The organism is Crossiella sp. SN42, from assembly GCF_023897065.1.
Lineage (GTDB): Bacteria > Actinomycetota > Actinomycetes > Mycobacteriales > Pseudonocardiaceae > Crossiella.
This window is the reverse complement of record NZ_JAMHIV010000006.1, coordinates 228,611-251,764: the sequence shown is the minus strand read 5'-3', so window position 1 is coordinate 251,764 and position 23,154 is coordinate 228,611. Positions and strand designations below refer to the sequence as shown.

Genomic DNA, 23,154 nt, shown 5'->3' with positions numbered 1-23,154 from the left:
CAGCGTTTCATCGGCCGGGGTGTGACTGTCCTCATGAAACACTGCGACCCCCATCGGCAACTAGTGTCCATGAGCCCAACTCGCCACGCCCCGATGCGCCACGAGGAGTTCCTCGCGCTGAAGCGGTTCCCCGCACTGGACGGGGTGCGCGCGATCGCCGCGCTGCTCGTCGTGTTCTTCCACAACCAGGGCCCCGACCTGTTGCAGGGCTGGCTCGGGGTGCAGGTGTTCTTCGTGCTCTCCGGCTTCCTGATCACCACCCTGCTGCTGCGCGAGCACGCCCGCAACGGGCGGATCAACCTGCCGAACTTCTACCGGCGGCGCGCCTTCCGCATCCTGCCGATGTACTTCGTGGTGCTGCTGCTCACCGCCGCGGGCCTGCTGGTCGCCGGGCAGTTCAGCGCGAACCCGCTGGGCCGCGACTTCTGGCTGTACCTGGTCTTCTTCAACGAGTTCGGGCTCGGCGGGCCGTACGGGCACTCCTGGTCGCTGGGCATCGAGCAGAAGTTCTACCTGCTGTGGCCGCTGCTGGCGTTCACCCTGTTCCCGCGCAGCCGCCCGCTGGTCACCGCGGCGCTGATGGCGCTCGCGCTGGCGATCATCCCGTTCACCGTCTCGAGCGACCCCAAGGGCTGGTCGGTGCACTACTTCACCGTGCTCATCGGCTGCGCGCTCGCCATGGTGATGCACCACCCGCGCGGATACGCCCTGGTCAAGCCGCTGACCAGGCCGTGGGTAGTCGGCGCGGTGTGCCTGGCGTTCCTCGGCGCGCACCTGTCGGTGGCCACCGTGTCGACCCTGCTGGACAACGCGGTGCCCGGCATCCCCGGCTTCGTCGCGGTGGTGCCGCTCTACGCGATCGCGGCCGCGCTGCTGCTGCCCGCGCTGCTGGCGCCCGGCCTGCCGCAGCGGCTGCTCTCCACTCGCCTGATGGTGTACCTGGGCGAGCGCTCGTACTCAATCTACCTGGTGCAGAGCATCGCGCACGGCATCGTGGTGGTGGTCGCGCCCGGCGCCGCCGGGTTGCTGCTCGCGGTGCCGACCTCGCTGGTCGCGATCGGTCTGGCCGATCTCTGCTACCGGTTCGTGGAGCGCCCGCTGATCGAGCTGGGCCGCCGCCGCGAAGCCCTGTCGGCCGGCTCACACCGTCCACTTGGGAATGCCGCGGAGCCGGTCGGCAAATAGGAAGCGTGGGTCAAGCTCTACGACCGCCACGCCGCGATCTGCACCGCTACCTGGCATTCCGGGTGGACGCCCAAGTCGCGGACGACCTGGTGTCGGAGGCGTTCCTGATCGGCTGGGAACGCCGGGACACCTTCGACCCGGAACGGGCCAGCCTGAAGGCGTGGGTGTTCGGCATGGGACCGGCAGCGACGCCGGCCTGCTGATGCTGGTCTCCCGCGGCCTGGCCAGCGGGGTGATCCCGGCGGAGGTGCGGGCCGCGGTGTTCAAGGCGCTGACCTACCTGCCGAACCTGGAGGCAACACCTCGGTGACCTCGAAGGTGGTCGGCGCGCTGGGCGCTCAGGGCTGACCGGTGGTGGCGCTCCTGCGGGCCCGCGAGGCCCGCAGGAAGCCCATCACCAGCGTCGTCAGCCCACGCCGCCCGGCGGCGGCACCGGCCAGTTCACCAGGGCCCAGCGCTGCCAGCCCTGGTTCGAGCAGTCCAGCTGGAGCACGTCGGCAGGCGCGACCCGGGTGCCCGCGACGCTGAGGCACTTGTCGCTGTGCTGGGCCCGCCATTCCAGGGTCACCGCGACCGGGTCGTGCTGGACGGTGCGCCAGCGCTGGTGCGGCACGCCGGTGCAGGGCTGCTGCACCAGGTCCTCGCCGACGCCCGTGCCCGCGTTGAACACGGTCGCGCACAGGCCGGAGCCGGCCGACTGGTAGCCGTACCAGCCCCCGCCGTGCTCGATCACCCGCCAGGACTGGGACTTCGAGTTGTCGCACACCTCGTAGCCGAGGTACGCGCCGGACTCCTTGCTGCCCCACAGCGGGGTGAGGCAGCCGCCCTTGCCGGGCTCGGCGCCGTTGGTGGAGATCAGGAACAACCTCTCCGCCGCGGCCTGCGCCGGGGCCAGGCCTGCCATGGCGAGCAGGCCGGTGACGGCCAGCGCCAGAACTGTTCTGCTGGATCTCATCGTGGACACGTCCTTCTCAGCCTTGGAGCGCGGTGAGCTTCTGCTTGGCGTTGGTGAGCTTGGCCTGGTACCGCGGATCGGCCTGGGCGAGCCGGGTGTAGATCTCCACCGCCTCCTTGGCCATGGCGATCGCCTCCGGCTTCTTCCCGTTGCCGACGGCGTAGTCCGCGCCGGGGCTCAGCAGCCACTCCCCCAGGCGGTCGGCGTGCGCCGGATCCCGCGCTGCCAACTGGCGGGCCACCCCGATGCCGTCCACCACCCTGGTCAGCGCGGCCGGGCGGTCGCCCTTGTTCCAGGTGCGAATCCCTTGCCAGACCAGGGAATCGGCCTCGTTGAGCTGGTGCTGGAGCTGCTGCGGCTCCTGCTGCGCCAGCTTCCGGTAAGCCGCGATCGCCTCACCCAGCAAGGAGATCGCCTCGTCGTGGCGGCCGGTGTCAGCCAGGTAGCCGCTGACCGGAGTCCGGATCCACTGACCGAAGACGGTGGCGTAGCCGGAACCCTTGGCCACCAAGGTGCGGGCCAGGTTCACCCCGGCGAGCGCCTTGTCGCGCCCCTTCTCCCGATCGCCCTTGTTCCAGATCCGCGTGCCTTGCGCCACCGTGACATCGGCCTCGCGGAGCTGGTGCTCGGGGTTCTGCGGCTCCCGCTCACCGAGCTTCTGGTAGACAGCGATCGCCTCGTCCAGCAAGGAGATCGCCTCGTCGTGGCGGCCGGTGTCGGCCAGGTAGCCGCTCACCGGAGCCTGGATCCAGCGCGCCAGGGTGGCCGCGTAGCCGGGGCTCTCGGGCACGATCTCGCGGGCGATCGCCAGCGCCTCCTTGGCCTTGACCACGGCCTGCTCCCGCTCCGACCGGCTCCAGTGCGCGGCGGCCGCGGCCAGCAGTGCCTCGGCCTGCTGGTGCCGGGTCTCGGTGGAGATCCGGGAGATCGGCTCGGGCGCGGACCAGGTGATGCCGTCGGCGCTGGTGGAGACGTTGACCCGGTGGTTGTCGGCAGCGTCCCGCCAGATCGCGGCGAGCTTGCCGCCTGCCACGCCGAGCGAGGGCACCCCGACCGCGTGCGCGGCGGCGTGCAGTGCCCTCGGCGCGGCCCAGCCGCCGCCGTCGGCGGTGTCGCTGACCGAGAGCCCGTCGTTGGCCGCGTTGCGCCAGACCGCGAAGGCCTTGCCGTTGTGCACGGCCAGGCTCGGCGCGCCGTCGGCCGCGGAACCGGCCAGCGCCCGCTGGTCGCTCCACCGCACGCCGTTGGCGCTGGTGGCGAACCACATCGCCGGATCCGCGTCGTAGCCCCGCCAGAGCTGGACCAGCTTGTCGCCGAGCGCGGTCAGCCCCGGCGCGGTGCTGGTGCCACCGTTGTTGACGGTGGGCTGGGGCCGCTTCCAGTTCTTGCCGTCGTGGCTGTAGGTGACGTACTTCGTCCCATCCGTGCCGGTGCCCCGGAACATCACCTGCACCTTGTTGTTCTGCACGGCCACGCTGATGCCCTGGCTGCCGACGGTGACCGGCACCAGCCGGGCCGGTGCGCTCCAGGTCTTGCCGTCGGTGCTGGCGGACATCGCGATGGTGCGGTCGTTGTTGCCATCAGCCCAGGAGAACGGCCCGCTGCGCCAGAAGGCCAGCAGCTTGTCCTGGAAGGCCACGATGGCGGGCGCGTCACTGGCGGTGTGCGTGCCGGAGACGGTGGCCGGCGGCGACCACTGCTTACCGTCCGCGCTGCTGGCGATCAGCACCTCGTTCTGCTTGCCCTGCCAGGCCAGGAAGTGCTTGCCCCGCAAGGTCGCGCGGCCGGAGCCGCCCAGCTCACCGACCGACCTGCCCATGTCACCGGGCGGGGTCGGGCCAGGGTCCACCGGCCCCTCGATCGGGTAGTCCGGGTGGGTCGCCTTGGTCTCGATCCGCAGCGCCCGCATCAGCGCGGTCACCGTCTGCGGGTCCTGGGCGGCCGGGTTCTGGGTGAGGTCGGCGGCGTAGTACTCGATCCGCTCACCCAGCGCGGCCCGGCGTGCGCCGGCCACCGTGGCCAGGCAGCGGGCCACCGGGTCCTGGCTGGTGACCCCGGCGGGCGCCCCGGTGCAGTCGCGCAGCTCGGCCTTGCTGAACACGGACTGCTCGTGCAGCGCGTCCTTGTTCGCGCTCAGGTTCAGCGCGGCCTTGGTGTACAGCACGGCCAGCGGGCTCGCCTCGCCCAGGAGCTTGCTGCGGTTGAGCGAGGACGGGATCGCCCTGGTGCCGTAGAGCAGTTCGCGCAGCCGGGCGTCGCTCTGCAACGCGGTCGGGAAGCCGACCTCGGTGAAGGCCCGCAGCACCCGGACGTTGGTGTCGATGTTCTTCGCCGAGTCCAGCTTCTCCTGGTTGAGCCGGTTGGCGACCAGGCCGTAGTAGGCGGTGCGCCGCTCGTGCAGCTGGCGGTCGACCACCTCGTCCACGTAGTGCGGGTTGGGCCGGTGCATCGTCCCGGCGGCCTGGTACGCCTCGACCTGTCCGACCTTCTTGGCCAGGTCGGCCGGGCTCAGGCCGCAACCGGTCCACGGCTCGTCATCGGAGGGGATGGCGCCGGGGTAGTTGCACACCTCCAGCTCGCCGCCGCCGCTCATGAGGGCCACCTCGTTGTCGCCGCGGCCGGGAATGTCGGCCATCACCGCGAAACTGACCCGGACCTCCGCCAACTTGTGCGTCTGCACGGTCGTGGTCTTGTGGCAGCCCGGCGGCGGGTCGGGGTGGTACTTGCACGGGATGGTGATCGGCGGCCTCGGCTTCTTCTCCGTCCAGTCCCGCACGCTGGAGACGTGCGTCCAGCAGGTCCACATCCGCATGTTCGGGTTGAGCTGCTTGAGCATCCGCACCGGGGCCGGCAGGTGCTCGCTCTTGATGAACGCGGGCATGTGCCGCACGACCTTGTCCTCGGCGGGCTGGTAGCAGTGCGGCACCGGGCCGGCGTCCACCTTCATCTCGCCGACGACCGGCTGGTTCCGGTCGCCCCACAGGTTGTAGGGCCGGACGGTGGGGTTCACCGAGCTGTCGTTCTCCAGCTGGGTCAGGCTGTTGGCGAACTCGGCGATCCGGTTGCCGTTCTCCTCCTGCAAGCCGGTGAACAGCGTGTTGGTCGCCGTCCACGGCCCGGTGACCGGCCTGCTGCGCGGCTGGTTGAACCGCCGGGCCGCCGCCACGACGTCCTCGCCGGCCTTCAACAGGTCCTCGACCCGCGCCACGGTGAGCTTGCCGTTGAGCTCGACCAGCTTCTCCTTCGCGGCCAGCGGCTGGTTCTGCTGCATCAGCAGGGCGTAGGCGCGCGCCGCCGCGGCGAACAGGTCGGCGTTGGGAGTGCCCGCCGCGGGGTAGTTCTGGCCGTACTGCGCGCCGAACCTGGCGGTGGCGTACCTGGTCAGGTAGTTCACCGCGGAGGCCGAGCTGTTGGTCTCCAGCACCGAGTCCGAGGGCACGTCGTCACCGGCCCGCATGAACACCTTGGACCGGGCCAGACCGTTGCCCGCCGAGGAGAACGCCTGCGCGGCCTCCAGGTAGTTGTCGCCCAGCCGGTTGTCGTAGGACGGGATCGGGTGCCCCTCGCGGGCGGCGTAGTCCAGGTACTTGCCGACGAAGTCCTTGAACTCCTTGGCCGCGCCGTCCTGGAGCGCGGCCATGGTCTGCTGGTGGTTGCTCTGCACGTTGGTGGCCAGGCCGAGCAGCGCCGAGTGCAGGGTGCTGATCTCCTGGGTCAGCTCGAAGTTCGACCGCTCGATGGCCACCAGCACCTGGTTGAACTTGTCCAGCATCTCGCTGTAGATCTTGTTCAGCGCCGCGTCGATCTGGTCGAACCGGGCGTTGACGTTCTGCTGGAACTGGACCAGGAACTCCTTGAGCTGCGTGAAGCTCTCCCGCATCTCCTTGTGCATGGCCTGGATGGCCTGCAGCTCGGGGCTGGGGCCGCCGCCTCCGCCGCCGAGCAGCCCGACCAGGGTGACCACCAGGCCGACCACCGCGCCGATCACGGTGCCGATGGCCGGGATCACCGAGCCGATGGCGGCCCCGGCCGCGATGGTGCCCAGCGCGGTGACCGCGGCGATCATCGGCACCACGTTCTTGCCGATCGCGTACAGCGCCTCGGCGAACTTCACCACGTCCTTGGCGTAGCGCGAGTTCAGGATCTTGGCCACGGTCGCCACGGCCATCAGGCCGCCCTTGACCCCGTCCAGCACGGAGTCGAACTGCTTCATCCGCTCCTCGAACTGCTTCTGCTCCTCATCGGAGGGCCGGACCAGCTCGCCGGTGACCGGGTCCACGTGCTTCTTGACCCACTCCATCGCCTGGCCCAGCGGCGTGTTCGGCGAGTTCGGGTCGCCGAGCACCTTGATCAGCGGCTTGATCTGCTTGTTCAGCGCCTCCAGCCCCTGCTTCGTGCCCAGCTTGAAGGCGGCCTGGATGGCGTCGACGTCGATGACCTTCTTGATCTGCGGCAGCTGCTTCATGGTGTCGATCGGCGCGGCCGGGTCCACCGGGGCGGCCTCGGGCACGGTGGCCGTGCCGAGCCGCGCCTTCCAGGTGCCGTTGAGCGTGCCGTCCCGCTTGACCGCCTCGCGCAGCGCGGTCCAGATCCGCGGCGCGATGTCGGAGGAGGTCACGCTGAACTGGTGCAGCACCCCGCGCAGCTCCTCCGGGGCGTTGGTCGCCTTGAGGTCGCGCGCGGTCAGCACGGTGAGCAGCACCTTGAGCTGCGGTCCCTCCTTGTCCACCTCGGGCACGGTGTAGAGCGCCTCCACACCGCGGCCGAAGACGTCCGGCACCAGGTCCCGTTCGGTGGCGGGCGCGACCGCGGCGGCCACCACCTTCTCCACCTTCGCCGCGTGCCGGTCCAGCACATCGGCCGTCGCGGCCGGGTTCTTGGCCCGCCAGTCGACCAGCTCCGCGGTGAGGATGAGGTTGCGGTCGTACACCCGGCCGGCGTCCTTCAGCTGGACCGCGGCGTTGAACAACGCGTTCGACAACTGCTCCGGCGGAAGGCCCGGTTCGGCCGCTACCGCCTTCGGCGCGCCGAGACCACTCGCCAGCACCGCGACGGCCACCACCGGGGCGACCACACCTCTGGCGAACCCTGTCACATTCATCGAAAGTTCCTCGCGATCGGGGGAGACCCGGTTGAGCAGGTCGTTGCGCGGTACCGGAGTTCACCCGGACCGGCCCCCGGACGCCAGGGTGTGGCCGTATTCCAGTTCCGGCCCGTTGCCGGGATACGGCCACTGACCAGCGAGAACAGTCGATCGCGCGACGACCCGACTGCCCTCGGGGGCAGCCGGGTCGTCGGCGAAGTGCGCGGGTGGCCGGATCAGCTGGTGCAGAACACCGCGGCCTGCACGGCGGCCGCGGCCTCGTTGGTGGCCGGGTCGGCGATGTCGCCGCTGCGCAGGTTGGCGGTGCGCAGCGAGGCGGAGAGCACCATCCGGGTGCTGCCGTCCGGGCTGGCGAAGGCGAAGGTGAGGTAGCCGTGGATGCCGCCGGTGTGGCCGAGCATGGTCCCGCAGCCGGGGCCGCCGTCGCGCTGGATCAGGCCGAGGCCGTAACCGGCGTTGTCGGCCATCGGCCGGGTCTTGCGCATCTCGGCCAGCAGCGGCGGGCTGAGCAGCTCGCCGCCCAGCAGCGCGGCCAGGAAGGTGTCCACGTCCCGGGTGGTGGTGATCATCTCGCCCGCGGCGCCCGCCCAGGACGGGTTGAGCAGGGTGACGTCGACGGTGCGCACGGACGCCGCGTCGCGGTAGGCGTAGTAGCCCCTGGCGTGCGGGCCGGGGATGTTCTCCTGCGCGCCGGGCAGGCTGGTGTCCCACAGGCCCAGCGGCAGGATGACCCGCCTGCGCAGCTGGCTGGCGTAGGAGGTGCCGGTGACCTTCTCGATCAGCAGCCCGGCCAGCAGGTAGTTGGTGTTGGAGTAGGACCAGTCCGCGCCGGGCTCGAAGTTGGCAGGCTTGGCCAGCGCGAGCCGGACCAGCTCGGCCGGCTGGTAGGAGCGGAACCGGCTGTCCACAAAACGCTCGCCCGCCAACGGGATCAGCGACTCGATGCTGCCGTCCGGCCGGTGCTCGCCGGAGTAGTCGAACAGGCCGCTGGTGTGCTGCAACAACATCCGCACCGTGATGCGACCGTCCACAGTGAACTCGGACAGGTAGTCGCGCACCGGCTGGTCCAGCTTCACCTTGCCCTCGCCGACCAGCTGGAGCAGCACGGTGGCCACGAAGACCTTGGTCACGCTGCCGGTGCGGAAGCGGCCGTTGGCCGGCACCGGCGCGCGGCCGCCCAGCTTGGTGGCGCCCGCGCTCGCGGTCCAGTCGCCGCGGCGGTCGTGCACCCTGAGCTGGACGCCGAGCGCGCCCGCGGCCAGCAGTTCCGCCATCGCCGCCCGCACCTCCGGCCGGTCCTGGGGCGCCGCTGCCGAGGCAGGCACGGCTCCGGCCAGCAGCGCGCCCGTGGTGAGCAGGGCCGTCAGCATCCGCGTGCTTCTCATCCTGGTTCCTTTGCTCCGCGACCGTTGGCCGACGGTAACCAGGCCCGTTCTACGCCCACATCGAACTCCAGGCGGACCACCGGGTCCTGCGCGGGGCGTACTGGTGGTCAGCCGCGCGGGGCCAGCAACTCGCGCAACGCCAGGTCCAGCGCGGTCAGCAGGTCGGCCGATCCCGGCGCGCCCAGCGGCAGGTGCAGCAGGCGCAGCGCGAAACCGTCGCTGAGCGCGAGCAGCAGGTCGGCCAGGGTCAGCACCGGCAGGTCCGCGCGCACCTGACCGGCCTCCTGGGCGATGCGCAGGTAGGCGGCGGTGGCGGTGCGCATGTCCCGGTCGTTGGCGTGCAGCCGCTCGCTCCAGTCCGCGCGCACCGCGGCGCGGGCGGTGAACGCGGTCACGATGATCATCTCGGCCCGGCGCTCGGCGTCCAGCGGCAAGGTCTCCAGCAACAGGTCGCGGAGCAGGGTGAGGTAGTCGCCGTCGGCGGAGAGGGTGGCCCAGCGGCGTTCCAGGCGTTCGCCGGTGAGTTCCAGGGCGAACTCGAAGATCTCTTCCTTGGTGGCGAAGTACTTCTGCACCGCGCCCGCGGACATGCCGGCCTCGGCCGCCACCGTGCGCACGCTGACCGTCTCGATGCCGTCCCTGGCCACCAGCCGCAGCAGCGCCTCGGCGATCATCCGCCGCCGCTGGCCGTGGTCCACGATCCTCGGCACCCGACCTCCGATTGCCCCGTTCGCCCGCTTGCGGATACGATCGTATTCTAATAGGGGAAGGGGCCGCTCATGGCACAGGCCGTCACCGAGGCGCGGCACACGAAGTCCCAGCAGCTCGCCGCCGCGCTGACCAAGGGCCCGGTCGAGGTGCTCGACTTCCTGCTGCCGCTGTGGGCGGGCGCGGCCCTCGGCCTGTCCCCCACCCTGGTCGGCACGCTGACCGCGGCCGAGACCCTGGTCTCCTTCCTCATCCGCCCGCTGGCCGGCGTGCTGGCCGACCGGTACGACCGGGCCCGGCTGGCCGCGCTCGGCGCGCTCGGCTACGCGGCCTCCTTCGCGCTGTTCGCACTGGCCACCGGGTTCGGCCTGGCGCTGGTCGCGGCGGTGGTCGGCGGCGCGGGCGGCGCGCTGTTCTGGGTGGCGCTGCGGGCCAAGGTCGGCGAGGACCTGCCGAACGACAGCGGCGCGTTCAGCAAGCTGTTCGCCGCCGAGGGCGTGGGCACGCTGATCGCGATGGTCGCGGCCATCTCCCTGGTCGCCCAGATCGACTACCCCGGCGTGTTCTGGCTGTGCGCGGCGGCCTGCGTGGCCGCGGCGGTGGTGCTGGCCACCCAGAAGTCCCCCGGCAGGCCCGCCGTCGACTCGGCCTCGCCGAGGCTGCGCGAGCTGGGCGGCCGGATGTACCCGCTGCTCGGCGTCATCGTGATCACCGCGATCGCCGAGGCTGGGGTGGCCCTGCTGCTGCTGATGCACCTGCAACGCGGGCACAACCTGCAGCTGGGCGCGATCGCCACGGTGTTCCTGCCCGGCTTCATCGTCTACAGCGTGCTGCCGGACTACCTGCACGGCGTGGTCACCCGGCTCGGCCGGACCAGGGTGGTCACGGTGGCGCTGCTGCTCAGCGCGGTGTTCGCGGTCGGCCTGTCCTTCGCCCCGCACCCGGTGGTGCTGGCCGGGATGTGGATCCTCTCCGCCGCCGCCTTCGCCGCGGCCATCCCGGTGGAGCAGTCCATCGTGGCCGAGGCCGCCGGCGGCAGCCTCGGCCGGGGCATGGCGATCTACGAGAGCGCCACCCTGCTCGGCGCGACCATCGGCACCTTCGGCGCGGGCCTGCTCTACGACCAGGGCACCGGCTGGCAGATCGCCTGCGTGGTGGCGGCCGTGCTGCTGGCGGCAGCCGCGCTGCTGATGCGCGGCGCGATCCAGCGGATCGGGGTCTCCGACCGGGTGCCCGCGCCGGAACCGGCCGCGGTCAGCGAACCGGTCGCGGTCACCGAGTCGGCCGTGGTCGCCGAAGCGGCCCCGGCCACCGAGGCCGCCCCGGAAACCGTTGCCCCCGAAGCGAAGCCGGACAAGCCGGACGCCCCGGAGCTCAACGTCTGGGCCGGCCACGCGGTGATCTTCGTGGTGGCCCAGGTGGTGCTGGCGATCATCGGCTACAGCTGGCCCTACGAGGCCATCTTCAACGGCCCGCACCCCGCCGAGTGGTACTGGAACTCCAGCGGCCACCTGCTGCTCAACCTCGGCCGGATCTGGTGCGCGGTGTTCGTGGTGGACACCATCTGGTCGGTGGGCCGGGTGCTGGTGTACCGGCTCAGGAACCGAGGCTGAGCACCGCCCGCGCCACCCGGTCGTTCTGCCCGAACGCCTCGATCTCCGGCTCTGCCCCCGGCCGGTGCACGGTGCCCACACTGGGCCCGACCGCGAACCGGGCCGGGTGCGCGCGGCCGTCCGCGGCGAGCAGCCGGTGGTCGGCCGGGTGCGCGGCCAGCCGCCCGGTGCGGTAGCTCCCGGTCTCGTCGGCCAGCTCCTCCTCGGCGCACTCACCGCGGTCGAAGAGGTTGCGCAGCAACGCATCCGCGCTCTCGGCCAGGTTCGGCTCGGCCAGCCTGGCCTCGATCAGGAACCGCGCCGGCACCTCGCCGGGCACCCGGGGGCTGCTGGCCACGAACCGGCCTGCCGACTCCTCGGCCCGCACCTTGGCCTCCGGGCCGAGGAAGCGCAGCACCCCGGCCTGGGAGAGCGCGAGCAGCTCGGCCAGCCGCCTGCCCGGCGGCCCGCTGGTCAGGAAGCTCATGAACGGCAGGAACCAGCCCTCGACCTCGGTGACCTGCGACTTCGCCGTCAGCCGCCCGGCCCCGGCGAGTTGCAGCACGGTCAGCACGGCCCAGGAGATGCCGCCCAGCCCACCCAGGTCGGGACTCCAGTGCGACTGGCTGCGCCGGTCCAGGTCCGCCCGCACGTGCTCGCGCACCCACTCCTGGAACGCCTCCGCGTCCGGGAAGCTCTGGCCGGCCAACGGATCCGTCCAACTGTCCGGATCAGCCCGGTCGGCCGGATCGGGCACCGCGCGGGCCACCAGGTCGTCCAGTTCCGGGCTGCCCCAGTCGTAGGTGTCCAGCCCGGCCAGGAACTCCGGCCAGTCCAGCCGCACCCGGTCCGGGTGGCCGAGGAACAGCTCGTGGTAGTGCCCGTAGGCGATGTCCTTGCACACCAACGGCCACAGCTGTGCGCAGAAGCTCAGCTGACCCGCCGGCACGGTGTCGGTGCGGAAGTACCTCGGCAGCTCCGGCGCACCGGCCAGCAGGGCGTTGTCCGACTTGGCGTGGTAGGGCACACCGGTGCGAGAACCCGCGTACAGCAACGGTTCCAGCCCGGAGGGCTCGTACACCAGGTCCCCCTCCAGGGTGCGCCGGAACTTGCCGCCCCTGCCCTCGGTGAGCAGCACCATGGTGTCGATGAAGGTCAGCCCCAGCCCGCGCAGCAGCACCGGTTCCCCGGCCGGCACCGCGGCCAGCGCGGCCGGATCGGCCTGGCCCCTTGGCAGGTAGCCCAAGCCGTGCCGGTCCGCGAACTCCTGGCAGGCCAGCTCGGCCGGGGTCGCCCGCACGTCCACGTGCCCCTGCGCGAGCACCACCGCGTCCACCACCAGGGTTTCCCCACCGGCCAGCAGAACGTGTTGTCCCGCTTCGGTTTCCCACAGGTCCACCGCCCGGTCCCGGTGCACCCGCACCTGGCCGAGCCGGTCCGCGGCGCGCTGGAAGACCCAGGAGAAGTACGCGCTCGCCAGGGGCCGGGAGGCGAACCACCGCGAGGTGGTCCGGCCCACCTCCTCGGCCAGCTCGTCCCTGGCGAGCGCGTCGGCGCCGGCGGAGCGCGCCCAGTCCCACAGTGACGGGACGTCGTTGTCCGCGCCGGAGAACAGGGTCACGCCTGCCGCCCGCGAGTTCATCCACAGCAGATTCGGCTGCGCCCGCCGCCAGATCCGCCCTGGACCCGCCGGATACGGGTCCACCACGTGCACCTCAACCGGCCCAGTGGCCAAGGCGCACAACCTGTCCAGTACCCCGGTGCCGCGCGGGCCCGCGCCGATGACGCAGACCCGCAGCGGACCGGGGGCCGATAACGCCCCCATGATTGGTCTTCCTACGCTGACACGCGGCGGGCAGGCACGCCCACCGGCGGTTTGAGGTGGTCGGCGACCGCCTTGGACACCAGCAGCGGTTCGGCGATCCGCCTGCCGCCGATGGCCGCGTAGTTGGCCATGATGCCCAGCCCGCCGAAGGGCTCGTTGCCGTTGTCGGTGCTGAGCAGGGTGGCGTTCTGGTAGACCTCGTGCCGCCGGGACAACAGCTCCACGGTGGCCGGCAGGTTGCCGTAGACCATCGCGCCCATCGCCCGCTCCTCGAAGAACGGCGTGGTCAGCGTCTCGTGCAGGGCGTCGAGGTCGGTGTAGCTGACCACGTTGAAGATCGGCGCGAACAGCTCCTCGTAGCTGGAGCGCCTGGTCAGCTCGCGACACAGCACGGTGGGCTGCAACCGCCGGGTGCCCAGCTCGACCTGGCCGCCGTGCACGATGTGCGCGGAGTTGCGGTGCAGGTACTCCAGCGCGAAGCCGAAGGCCTGGTCGTAGTACATCGAGCCGTAGTCGGCCCTGGGGTCGGAGTAGGAGCCGTAGACCAGCTCGTCGATCCGCTTGCCCAGCAGGTCGAGGAACCGCTCTCGCACCGAGGAGTGCACGAACATGACATCCGGCCCGAAGCAGTCCTGCCCGGAGTTGATCAGGCGTATGTCCACCGCGTCGGCCACCGCGAGGTCCACGTCCGCGTCCGGCCCGACGATGATCGGGTTGATGCCCTGGCCGAAGTAGAGGAACAGCTGATCGGCGCGCAGCTGGCCGCGGATCCGCTCGGCGTTGGCGTAGGTGCCGGTGAACAGCACCAGCTCGGCCTCGGCCACCGGGCCGCAGGTGAACTGCCGCTGGGTGCTGGCCGCCAGGGTCACCGGCAGGTTGTGCGCGGGGGCCAGCAGCTCGTGCAGCCTGGTCAGCGGGGACTGGATGTGCGCGGAGGGCCGGAACACCACGCGCTCGCAGTACAGGCTCGGCACCAGCACGTAGAGCACGTAGGCGTAGAGCGGGATGTTGGAGGGCATGAACACCGCGGTGCTGCGCACCAGGCGCGGCTGGTACGCGGTGACCTCGGCCTCGGCGCCGCGCAGGGTGCGGATCGCGGTCTCCAGCTCACCGACCGCGGTGCGGTGGTTGGACACCTCGCAGAGGATCGCGAGCACCTCCTCGCGGTGCTCCTCCAGGAAGGTCTCCACCGCTCGCAGCGCGGCGGCCCTGCCCGGCAGCGGCACCGCGGTCGACGGGGGTTCGGGCACGGCGAGGGTTCGAACCTCGCCTGCGGTGTCCACGGCATGTGCTGGGAACGCGCGCATGTCGTCCTTCCCTTTGCGGTTGAGCACGGTGATCGGGGTGGCCGAGTTCCGGCCGGGTCGTTCGCGCAGCGGCACACCCTCGACGCACCACCGCCGCACCGAGCGCAGCGTCGCGGCCCGGACCGGCCGCAGCTCCAGCAGTCGTCGCAGGCCCTGGCTGGCTGCCGGGGTCCCGTCCACGACGGTCACGTTCATCCGGGTGATCGCCTCGACCGCCAGGTCGAGCCGATCGGCTGGCAGCACCACCGCGCTGCCCTTGCTCAGCCACCACAGCAACACCAGGACCAGCGCGTACGGGTGGGAGAACGGCAGCAGCGGCAGCACCACGTCGGTGTCCCGGAACCCGGCCCGCTGCTGGGCCCCGCGCACCGCGAAGCGCACCGCGCCGCCGGAGCGGACCACCGCGTCCCGGGGACCGGCCGGCCACACCTCCAGCGCGTGCGCCCGCTGCCACCAGCCGGTCAGGTCGAGCTCGAAGCCGTGCGGCGCGGCGGAAGCCTCGCGTTCCAGCTCCGCCAGCGGCAGCCGGAACTCGGCGGCCTCGGCGGGCAGGCCCTCCGCGCCGTCGTGCAGCAGCCAGCGCACCGGCGCCTTGCGCAGGATGGCCGCGTGCTCTTCGGTCGGCCGATCGTTGTCCAGCAGCACCACGGTGGCGTCCACGTGCAGCAGGGTCAGCAGCGCCACCACGTAGCCCAGGGAGTTGCCGCCCAGCAGTGCCACCCGGTCACCGGGTGCGAACCCGTTGTCCCGCAGGTGTTCCGCGAAGACCCGACAGCGTGCGCGCAGTCCGTCGAAGGAGGTCACGCCGGACTGGCCGATCAGGCCGACCCCGGTCATTGACGGGCCAGGCGCAGGTCGTAGGGGTCGGTCAGGTGCGCGACGAACTTGTGGTCGGCGCCGATGTTGCCCAGGTGCCTGCGCAGGATGTCCACGCTCATCTCCCGGATCCGAGCCTCTTCCCGGTCGTTGCCGGACTCGAACTCGGTGTCCATCCGCAGCGCCAGCGGGACCGCCTGCTCCAGCACCTCGTAGATGTGGTCGGCGTAGCCCTCCTGGATGCCGGTGCGCAGCGCGTGCAGCCCGAAGCTGATGTGCCGCGACTCGTCCCGGCACATCGCGATGAAGGCGGACTTGATGCCGTTGAACATGTTCACATCGCGCAGCGAGTGCACCAGCGCGCGCTGCCCGATCAGCGCCAGCACGCCCTCGGTGATCAGGTGGAACAGCGTGCACGCTTGCAGCCACTGCCCGTAGTCCAGCGGGCGGGCGGCCAGGTCCTGCACGATCCGGGTCTCCAGCAGGCTCAGTTCCTTGTGCGCCGGGGTGACGATGTTCCAGGCCTCGGCCAGCATCGCCCTCGGGTTCTCCGGCATCTCCAGCACCTCCTCGCCGAGCCGGAACACCGCGCGGGCGTGCCGGGTCTCATCGGCGATCTGGGTGCCCAGGAACAGGGCGTACTCCTCGTCCGGACAGCCGGTGAGGATCGGGCCGAGCATGTCCAGGCCGGTGTACTCGCCGATGATGAAGGTGGCGATGGCCTCCTTGAGCATCACCCGGACGCTCTCCGGCAGGCGCGGGTGGTGCAGCATGTCGTGGTCGCGGCCCAGCGAGAGCTCCTCGGCGGACCACTGCTGGCGCTCCCAGCGTTGGTACAGCTCGATCGGCTTGGGCTTACGGCCCGTCACCAGGTCCGCGTGGCGCAGGACGGCGTCCGCCGGCAGCTGCGGCAGCTCGCCGAGCTTGGCCTCGTCCATGAGAAACGTGCTCCACCTGGTCACAACCGACCTCCAGTTTCATTCGCGCACACAACTTCCCCAAAAGCGGTGATAAACGCGAGTAAAAGGACAGGGGGTGCAGATTCCTGCAGAGCGCGAACGGCGGCGAAGCGTCAGCGATAGGCCTGCGACGTGGCCTAATGTGGCCGACCGTACCTGAGCCTCAAGCGTGACTCAACCGGAGATGGGCTCGCGCTCATCGGGTATTTTGATGCACTGGAGGCCAGCCTCCAGGCCCAGTGGGGGTTGTTCACCCCTCGCGCGCACGTCTTCACCAGGAGTAGCTCGTAAGGATGAGACCGGCAGTCCTGCCCTGGTCCCTCTGACCTAATTCTTCCGGTTGACCACGGTAGGTCTTCCTAGTACTTTCCTCGGCAGATGCAGTCTGTACTGGGGTTTTCGCACAGAGGTGCGAGCTAGGGCACGGCGACGTGTGCCCCTGAGCGCGGACAGCGGCGACAGCGGCGACGTGTGTGCTAAGCACAATATTTGTAACAAACTGGGGCAGTCGAATTGATCGACTCGACGTGAGTCGAATTCACGCTTCGGGCTCCCTGCGCCCGGCGGGATCGTCCACTCACCCAACGTTTCGAAGTGAATTGTCCTTCTTTATACACGCCTGATGTGCGAGGTGCCGGCGATGCCGCGCGAACAAATATGCACTCTGGAAAGCATGACCGCGGCCGACTACGTCGCCGTGGAGGGCTGGCTGCGCCCGATGGCCACCACCAGCGCGCTCACCTGCGACATGAACGACCTGGTCACCGCCGAGGCGCTCAAGGAAGCCAACGAGAGCGGCAAGGTCCGCAACTTCATGGTGGTGACCACGGCGGGTGACCGGGTCGGCGTGGTGAGCTACCGCCCCAGCGGCGGCCACCGGGCCTACATCATCGGCGGCGCCATCGGCGATCCCGCGCGGTGGAGCTCCGGGGTCGGCGGCGAGGCCATGGGCCTGCTGGTGGACCACCTGTTCCACCAGCTCAACGCGCACCGGGTGGAGTTCGCCGCGGCCGCCTACAACAAGCACACCATCAGCATGCTCACCAAGGGCGGCTTCGTGCTGGAAGGCGTGCTGCGCGACTTCTACTTCCTCGATGGCGAGTACCACGACAAGACGATCTGGTCGCTGCTGCGCGATGAGTTCGTGGCAGGCGCGCGCCAGTTCAAGGAGCACGCCCCGGTGCTGGACCTGGTGCCCGCCAAGGAGAAGCAGCGGGCGAAGGAGCTGCTCGCCAAGTACATCGCCAACGAGCCGGGCTCCTCCTGGCTCAGCTTCGCCGACCGGGCCGCCCGCGAGCGCCCGTACTAGAGCGAGAGGACCGGTGCGATGAAACCCTTGGTAGAGCTGTACTCCCTGGCCGACCGGGTGTTCTTCGAGGACCCCGTGCGCTGGGAGCCCGAGACCGCCTTCCCGCTCTCCGACGGCGAACTGCCCGAGGGCTGGCGGCGTTCCGGCCGCGGTGAGTGGGTCATGCTGCGGCCGCCGGAGGACAAGCTGCCCGCGCAGGGCTGGAAGATCCACGTCTCGGCCACGCCCTCGGACGCGGCCGAGATCGTCGAGACGGTAGCCGCGCACTGCGTGACGAACTGGATCCCGTTCAAGTTCTTGCGCAGCGTCGCGCTGCTGCGGGCGTTCAACCTCAAGTACGCCCCGCGCGCGGCCAGCGGCAAGCTGGTCACCATCTACCCGAGGGACGAGGTGGAGCTGGCCGCCACGCTGACCGCGCTGGACGCGAAGATCGGCGGCAGGCCGGGCCCCTACATCCTCACCGACCTGCGCTACAACCAGGGCCCGCTCTACGTGCGCTACGGCGGGTTCGAGGAGCGCTACTGCACCAACTCCGACGGCGAGCGGGTGCTGGCCATCCAGCGGCCGGACGGCACGCTGGTGCCGGATGACCGCAGGCCGGTGTTCCACACGCCGGAGTGGGTCACCGTGCCCAGGGTGCTCGCCGACAGCCTGGCCGCGCGCAACGCCACCGGCGCCACCCTGGACTACCGGATCGTCGAGGCGATGCACTTCTCCAACGGCGGCGGGGTCTACAAGGCGATCCGCAACGCCGACGGCGTCGAGGTGGTGCTCAAGGAAGCGCGGCCGTACGCGGGGCTGGACAAGGACGACGCGGACGCGATCTCCCGGCTGGAGAACGAGGCCACCGCGCTGCGCGCGCTCGACGGCGTGCCCGGGATCCCCCGGCTGCACGAGGTGGCCCAGGTCTGGGAGCACCGGTTCCTGGTGATGGACCTGGTGCCCGGCATCAACCTGCACCACTGGCTGGCGCTGAACTTCCCGCTGGTGGGCAGCTCCACGCCGGAGCAGCGCCGCGCCTGGGTGGCGCGCGCGATGCGGGTGCTGGCCAAGGTGACCGAGCTGGTGGCCGCGGTGCACGAGCGGGGCATCGTCTTCGCCGACCTGCACCCGGCCAACATCATGATCAACGAGCGGGACGGCGAGGACGAGATCTTCCTGGTCGACTTCGAGGCCGCCTCGCCGATCGCGGAGAACCGCAGGCAGCGCTTCGGCCACGCCGGGTTCACCAACCGGGACAAGACCGGCGCGGACATCGACCGGCACGCCCTGGCGGTGCTCAAGCTGTGGCTGTTCCTGCCGCTGACCTCGATCGTCGGCCTGGCGCCTGGCAAGCTGGCCGAGCTGGTGGAGATCGCCACCGGGCTCTTCGAGCTGCCCGCGGACTTCGCCTCCTCCATCCTCTCCGTGGTCGGCGAGGTGACCCCGCCCAACCCGACCGTCAGCACGCTGCCGCGCACCGGGCCGGTGCGCGCGGGCGCGGACTGGGAGGAACTGCTGCCCTCGATCGCCGCGGCGATCACCGCCAGCGCCACCCCCGACCGCCGGGACCGGCTCTTCCCCGGCGACCTGGAGCAGTTCCGCTCCGGCGGCGGCACCTTCGCACACGGCGCGGCCGGCGTGCTGTGGGCCTTGTCCAGCACCGGTTTTGAGCTCGACCCCGACCACCTGCGCTGGCTGCTGGCCGACGCGGAGAAGCCCAGGGAGAAGATCGGCTTCTACGACGGCGCGCACGGCATCGCGCACGTGCTGGACCTGCTCGGCCACCCCGGCCCGGCCGCGGACCTGTTGTCCCGCACCGATGAGACGCTGATCGGCGATGTCACGCTGTACAGCGGCCTCGCCGGGGTCGGGCTGAACCTGTTGCACCTGGCCGAACGTCAGGACGAACCGGCGCACCGGAAACGGGCCCTGGAGGTCGCGCGCCGGCTCGGCGCGGCGATCACCAGTGGCGAGCCGCACGGCGTGGACAAGCCACCCGGCGAGCTGGGCCGGGCGCGGCAGGCAGGCACGCTGGGCGGGCTGCTGCGCGGCTGGTCCGGTCCGGCGCTGTTCCTGCTCCGGCTGTACCAGTCCACTCAGGACGGTCAGTGGCTGGAGCTGGCGGTGCGGGCGGCGCACCGGGACCTGGACCTGTGCGTGAGCGCGCCGGACGGCTCGCTGCAGGTGGACGGCGGCTACCGGATGCTGCCCTACCTGGACGTGGGCTCGGCCGGTATCGCGCTGGTGGCCGACGAGCTGGTCAGGGAGATCGCGGACGAGCGGCTGCTGACCGCGCTGCCGCTGCTCGCGCAGGCCTGCCAGAGCGAGTTCATCCTGGAACCCAGCCTTTTTCACGGCCGCGCCGGATTGCTCGCGGTAATCTCTGGACTTTCCAGGGGTGCGTCTGAAATAATTAGTGACAAGCGGGTGAAAGCGCATCTCGACGGGATGCACCACTACCCACTCGCCTACTGTGGACATGTCTCTTTCCCCGGTGACGGATGTAGCCGCTTGTCCATGGATATCGCAACGGGTAACGCCGGCGTGCTGACCGCGTTGAGCGCGGCGCTGCGCGGCGGAACACCGTTTCTCCCATTCCTGTCCGGCACGGATCACCGTGCCCGGTCCGGGGGTACACAACAAGGCCAGGCGAACATTCAACTGGAGGGGTGAACCATGGCTATTCTCGACTTGCAGGGCCTGCCGGTGAGCGCGGCGGAGCAGATCGTGGCCGCCAGTCCCATCAGCATGGGCTGCTGACAAACCCAAAGACCAGCCAGGAGCGCGCTGCCTGGCTCTGTGGACATGATCCTTTTCCACGGCGACGAATGTGGCCGCTTGTCCATGCACGACGCACCACCAAGTCAGGACAAACGAATTTCGTCAAGGAAAGGTGAATACAATGGCTATTCTCGACCTGCAGGGCCTCGACACCAACGCCGCCGAGCTGACCATGACCGGCAGCACCGTCTCCAACGGCTGCTGAATCAGCTCCACCGGTAACACCTGCACCCACCCGAACATTCTTCAGGAAAGGTGAATACAATGGCTATTCTCGACCTGCAGGGCCTGGACACCGCCGCGGCTGAGCTGACCATGACCGGCAGCACCGTCAGCAACAACTGCTGAATTACCGGGTGCGGCGAGTGAGTTGATCGCTCGCCATCCAGGTGACGTCCGGTGCAGGCGCTCGCAGTGCCTGCACCGGACTTTCCGCACCTCGCCCGGGACCTCCCGGACGGATGGGGAAGGCCCGAGACCATGACAGCAGCGCCGACCAGGCGGCCGGGCGGACGGCACCGCAAGCCGCCGCCGGGCAGGCACCGGCTCCGCAAGGACCGCCGCTCCGGGCAGTACTCGGTGGCGCAGTTCGCCTTCGGGGTCAACCTGGTCGGCAACGGCATCGGTGGGGTCGGCCTGCCGCTGTTCGTGCTGGACGCGACCAACGACATCGCCTTCACCGGCGTCATCGTCACCGTCGCGGTGATCAGCTCGATCGGCACCGGCCTGTTCATGGGCCCGGTGATCGACCGGTTCGGCATGCGCGCCTCGTGGATCTTCTCCATCAGCATCGGCTCGGTGATCACCGTGCTGATGTACACCCTGCACCTGGCCGGCATGCTGCCCGCCTGGCTGCTGCTGGCGCTGTGCTTCGTCCGCGCCGCGGCCGACGAACCGGGCCGGGTGGCCACCTTCGGCCTGCTCCCGGCCCTGGCGGAGAGCGCGGGCCACCCGCTGGAGCGGGCCAACGCCACGCTGCGCGCGATGAACGCGATCGCCACCATGGCCAGCCCGATCCTGGTGGGCGTGATCGTCAGCCTCTTCGGCAGTGCCACCATCCTGCTCGTGGACGCCGTCGCCGGCGCGCTGGCCGCGGTCATCGTGGTCCTCTTCCTGGTCCGCGCGGTGGAGCAGGTCCCAGCGGATGAGCAGCAGCAGGAGGAGGCCGAGGAGTTCGACCGCCTCAGCTACCGGCAGCGCTTCGTGGCCGCGGTGAAGTTCTTCTGGGGCGACAAGCTGCTGCGAGTGGTGATCATCGCCACCACCGTGTTCAGCGGCCTGGACACCGGCCTGGCCAGCATCGGGCTGACCGCCTACGCGAATGAGGTGCTCGGCTCGGTGGCCTGGTACGGCGGTCTGGTCGGCGCCTTCGGCGTGGGCTCGCTGATCGGCACCATCGGCTACGGGGTGCTCGGGCCGCGCCTGCCCAGGCGCGGGGCCTACCTGACCGCCTACACCGGCATGGCCCTGCTGCTCCTGCTGCTGGCCGTGCAGACCGACGTGCCGATCGCGCTGGCCATCATGGCGGTGGCCGGCGTGGTGACCAGTCCGGTGGACCTGCTGTTCATGCAGGCGCTGCAGGAACGGGTGCCCAAAGCGATGTTCGGTGGAGTCACCAGCATTGCTACTACTATCGTGTCAGGGCCGAGCCCGATCGCAGTCTCCTTGCTCACCTGGCTGTTGGCCACGATGGGCAGCCATCAATCCTTCGTGGTTATCGGAAGCTGCTATCTTCTGCTCGCGCTGTCACTGTTCCTTGTCCGCCCGCTGCGACAGCTGTGAGCGGGCACCAGCGTCACTGGGAGGTTCCTTGTCGAAAAACGTGAAGTCGCTGTTCATCGGCGCGTTCATGCTCATCGTCGGCCTGATTCTCGCCTTCACCACCAAGGGAGTCGAGACGCCGATCATCTCGCTGGACAAGGTGGGCGTCGTGCTCGCCGTGCTCGGCGGTATCGAACTGGTCATCACCGGCGCCATGATGATCTTTCCGTCGAAGAAGGACAGCCGCGCCTGAACGCGGGGCAACGGCCGGGAAAACTCTCCCCCAGGGAGTTTTCCCGGCCGTTGTGCGTTTTGGGCAGATCACGTTCATGAATGCTGTTTCACCCGATCGGGTTGTTCCGCGGCGTTGGTCGGTTACCATTGTTCCGTTGGCCTGTGGTTCGCACCGGCGCGCTCGATGAGTTCAGGGGTTGATGCCTCGCGCGAGGCTCCTCATCGATGCCCTTCACCGCCGCACCACTGGCCCTGGAACTTGTGGTGACCATCCCTGGAGGCTGCCGTGGCCGATGCCATCTACTTTCCCGGACTCGTTCCGACGACCTTTCCCACGATCGCGAGCTTCCTGCAGGAGAACGAGTACGCGCAAGAGCGGCTGCGGATCGCGGACGAGGTCCTGGGCTACTCGCTGATCTCGGCCTACGAACATGCCGAGATCTACGACTGGGAGGTGTACGAGGCCGGCTACATGGCGCTGACCCTGGCGCTGGCCGACTGGGCCGATGACCACCTGGACCTGTCACCGGTGGTCTTCGGCGGGCAGAGCTTCGGTGCGATCATCGGATCGGTCTACGCCGGCGTTCTGTCCTATGAGGACGGTCTGCGGCTGGTGCGGGAGAGCGCCAAGGTGGAGGTCGACTACTTCGAGGGACTGGCAGAACCGCTGGGCTGCTTCTTCTTCTATCGCCTCGACGGGGCCGCCGTGGATAGGCTCGTCGCACGCTGTCAGGCCGAGGGCCGCAAGGTGGAGGCGTCGATCTACCTGGACAACTCCGTGCACGCGGTCTCCGGCGTGATGGCCGACCTGGAGTACTTCCGCGAACTCGTCCGCGAGGAGGGTGGATTCCCGTTCTACCTGATGAACCGCGCGGAGCACTGCACCATGGTGACCAGCCTGCGCCAGCGGCTGGAGACCGAGGTCTACCGCAAACTCAACTGGCGCCCAGCCCGCGTCCCGATGCTCTCCGACGTCACCGGTGAGCTGATCACCGACCCGGAAGCGATCATGGCCGACCTGCTGGACGGCTGGGTCACCCCGGTGCGCTGGTCCACCGTGGTCGAGGGGATCCGGCGGAGCAAGGCACAGCAGGCCTACATCATCGGGCCGCGCAACATGTTCTCCCGGCTCACCGGGGACACCGTGCCGACCGCCGTGGTCACCCCGAAGGCCGTGCAGGAGTACCTGGACAAGGGTTTCGCCGGGCCGCGCGGCCGGGTGCTGCCCGCGGCGGCGAGCGCCTGAGCCGA

Annotated in this window: 18 protein-coding genes; 11 read left to right on the top strand and 7 right to left on the bottom strand. The window is 70.0% G+C overall.

The genetic code is table 11. The features are described from left to right. The first annotated feature begins 69 nt into the window (after positions 1-69). The 3 genes from M8C13_RS09725 to M8C13_RS09715 are packed head-to-tail and all read left to right on the top strand — an operon-like array spanning position 70 to position 1,495. Entirely contained in the window at positions 70-1,185 is a 1,116-nt protein-coding gene (locus M8C13_RS09725; RefSeq protein ID WP_252480172.1) for an acyltransferase, read from the top strand. A 5-nt stretch (positions 1,186-1,190) separates the two neighbouring features. Continuing rightward, positions 1,191-1,388, top strand: coding sequence for a sigma factor (locus M8C13_RS45365; RefSeq protein WP_308202777.1), 198 nt, complete (start codon positions 1,191-1,193; stop codon positions 1,386-1,388). Then, positions 1,346-1,495: a hypothetical protein gene (locus M8C13_RS09715; RefSeq protein WP_252480170.1), complete on the top strand. Its 150-nt coding sequence runs from the start codon at positions 1,346-1,348 to the stop codon at positions 1,493-1,495. Before M8C13_RS45365 ends, M8C13_RS09715 begins: the two co-directional genes overlap by 43 nt. A gap of 96 nt (positions 1,496-1,591) precedes the next feature. Here the strand turns inward: M8C13_RS09715 and M8C13_RS09710 are convergent, their stop codons facing one another. The 4 genes from M8C13_RS09710 to M8C13_RS09695 form a co-directional block, all read right to left on the bottom strand. After that, positions 1,592-2,140 carry an RICIN domain-containing protein gene (locus tag M8C13_RS09710; protein WP_252480169.1) on the bottom strand — a complete coding sequence of 183 codons (549 nt, stop codon included), beginning with the start codon at positions 2,138-2,140 and terminating at the stop codon, positions 1,592-1,594. Positions 2,141-2,156: 16 nt separating this feature from the next. Next, entirely contained in the window at positions 2,157-7,241 is a 5,085-nt protein-coding gene (locus M8C13_RS09705; protein WP_252480168.1) for a sialidase family protein, read from the bottom strand. Between the two features lie 218 nt (positions 7,242-7,459). After that, the gene (locus tag M8C13_RS09700) at positions 7,460-8,629 is read right to left on the bottom strand and encodes a serine hydrolase (RefSeq protein ID WP_252480167.1); all 1,170 of its coding nucleotides are present in this window, start codon (positions 8,627-8,629) and stop codon (positions 7,460-7,462) included. A 107-nt stretch (positions 8,630-8,736) separates the two neighbouring features. Beyond that, entirely contained in the window at positions 8,737-9,339 is a 603-nt protein-coding gene (locus tag M8C13_RS09695) for a TetR/AcrR family transcriptional regulator (RefSeq protein ID WP_252480166.1), read from the bottom strand. A gap of 69 nt (positions 9,340-9,408) precedes the next feature. Here M8C13_RS09695 and M8C13_RS09690 point away from each other — a divergent pair, with 69 nt between their 5' ends. Beyond that, entirely contained in the window at positions 9,409-10,950 is a 1,542-nt protein-coding gene (locus M8C13_RS09690; RefSeq protein ID WP_252480165.1) for an MFS transporter, read from the top strand. Here the strand turns inward: M8C13_RS09690 and M8C13_RS09685 are convergent. From M8C13_RS09685 to M8C13_RS09675, 3 genes are read right to left on the bottom strand one after another with little or no spacing between them, the layout of a single operon-like run. Next, positions 10,934-12,754: an FAD/NAD(P)-binding domain-containing protein gene (locus M8C13_RS09685; protein ID WP_252480164.1), complete on the bottom strand. Its 1,821-nt coding sequence runs from the start codon at positions 12,752-12,754 to the stop codon at positions 10,934-10,936. The two genes, M8C13_RS09690 and M8C13_RS09685, sit on opposite strands and share 17 nt — an antisense overlap. Before the next feature lie 11 nt (positions 12,755-12,765). After that, positions 12,766-14,898: an aldehyde dehydrogenase family protein gene (locus tag M8C13_RS09680; protein WP_252480163.1), complete on the bottom strand. Its 2,133-nt coding sequence runs from the start codon at positions 14,896-14,898 to the stop codon at positions 12,766-12,768. Further along, the gene (locus M8C13_RS09675; protein ID WP_252480162.1) at positions 14,895-15,815 is read right to left on the bottom strand and encodes a ribonucleotide-diphosphate reductase subunit beta; all 921 of its coding nucleotides are present in this window, start codon (positions 15,813-15,815) and stop codon (positions 14,895-14,897) included. Before M8C13_RS09675 ends, M8C13_RS09680 begins: the two co-directional genes overlap by 4 nt. 694 nt (positions 15,816-16,509) lie before the next feature. Here M8C13_RS09675 and M8C13_RS09670 point away from each other — a divergent pair. From M8C13_RS09670 to M8C13_RS09640, 7 genes are all read left to right on the top strand, one after another. Then, a complete protein-coding gene (locus M8C13_RS09670; RefSeq protein ID WP_252480161.1) occupies positions 16,510-17,145 on the top strand; it encodes a GNAT family N-acetyltransferase in 636 nt (211 codons plus the stop codon). Between the two features lie 18 nt (positions 17,146-17,163). Next, positions 17,164-19,800 (top strand): class III lanthionine synthetase LanKC, encoded by a 2,637-nt coding sequence (lanKC, locus tag M8C13_RS09665; protein ID WP_252480160.1) that lies wholly within the window; start codon positions 17,164-17,166, stop codon positions 19,798-19,800. Positions 19,801-20,020: 220 nt separating this feature from the next. Continuing rightward, a complete protein-coding gene (locus M8C13_RS09660) occupies positions 20,021-20,113 on the top strand; it encodes a SapB/AmfS family lanthipeptide (RefSeq protein ID WP_185001966.1) in 93 nt (30 codons plus the stop codon). Between the two features lie 50 nt (positions 20,114-20,163). After that, positions 20,164-20,256 carry a SapB/AmfS family lanthipeptide gene (locus tag M8C13_RS09655; RefSeq protein ID WP_252480159.1) on the top strand — a complete coding sequence of 31 codons (93 nt, stop codon included), beginning with the start codon at positions 20,164-20,166 and terminating at the stop codon, positions 20,254-20,256. Positions 20,257-20,388: 132 nt separating this feature from the next. After that, positions 20,389-21,690 carry an MFS transporter gene (locus M8C13_RS09650; protein ID WP_252480158.1) on the top strand — a complete coding sequence of 434 codons (1,302 nt, stop codon included), beginning with the start codon at positions 20,389-20,391 and terminating at the stop codon, positions 21,688-21,690. 40 nt (positions 21,691-21,730) lie between these two features. Continuing rightward, positions 21,731-21,922: a DUF5708 family protein gene (locus tag M8C13_RS09645; protein ID WP_252480157.1), complete on the top strand. Its 192-nt coding sequence runs from the start codon at positions 21,731-21,733 to the stop codon at positions 21,920-21,922. Between the two features lie 267 nt (positions 21,923-22,189). Then, the gene (locus M8C13_RS09640; RefSeq protein WP_252480156.1) at positions 22,190-23,149 is read left to right on the top strand and encodes a hypothetical protein; all 960 of its coding nucleotides are present in this window, start codon (positions 22,190-22,192) and stop codon (positions 23,147-23,149) included. Positions 23,150-23,154: the final 5 nt, after the last annotated feature.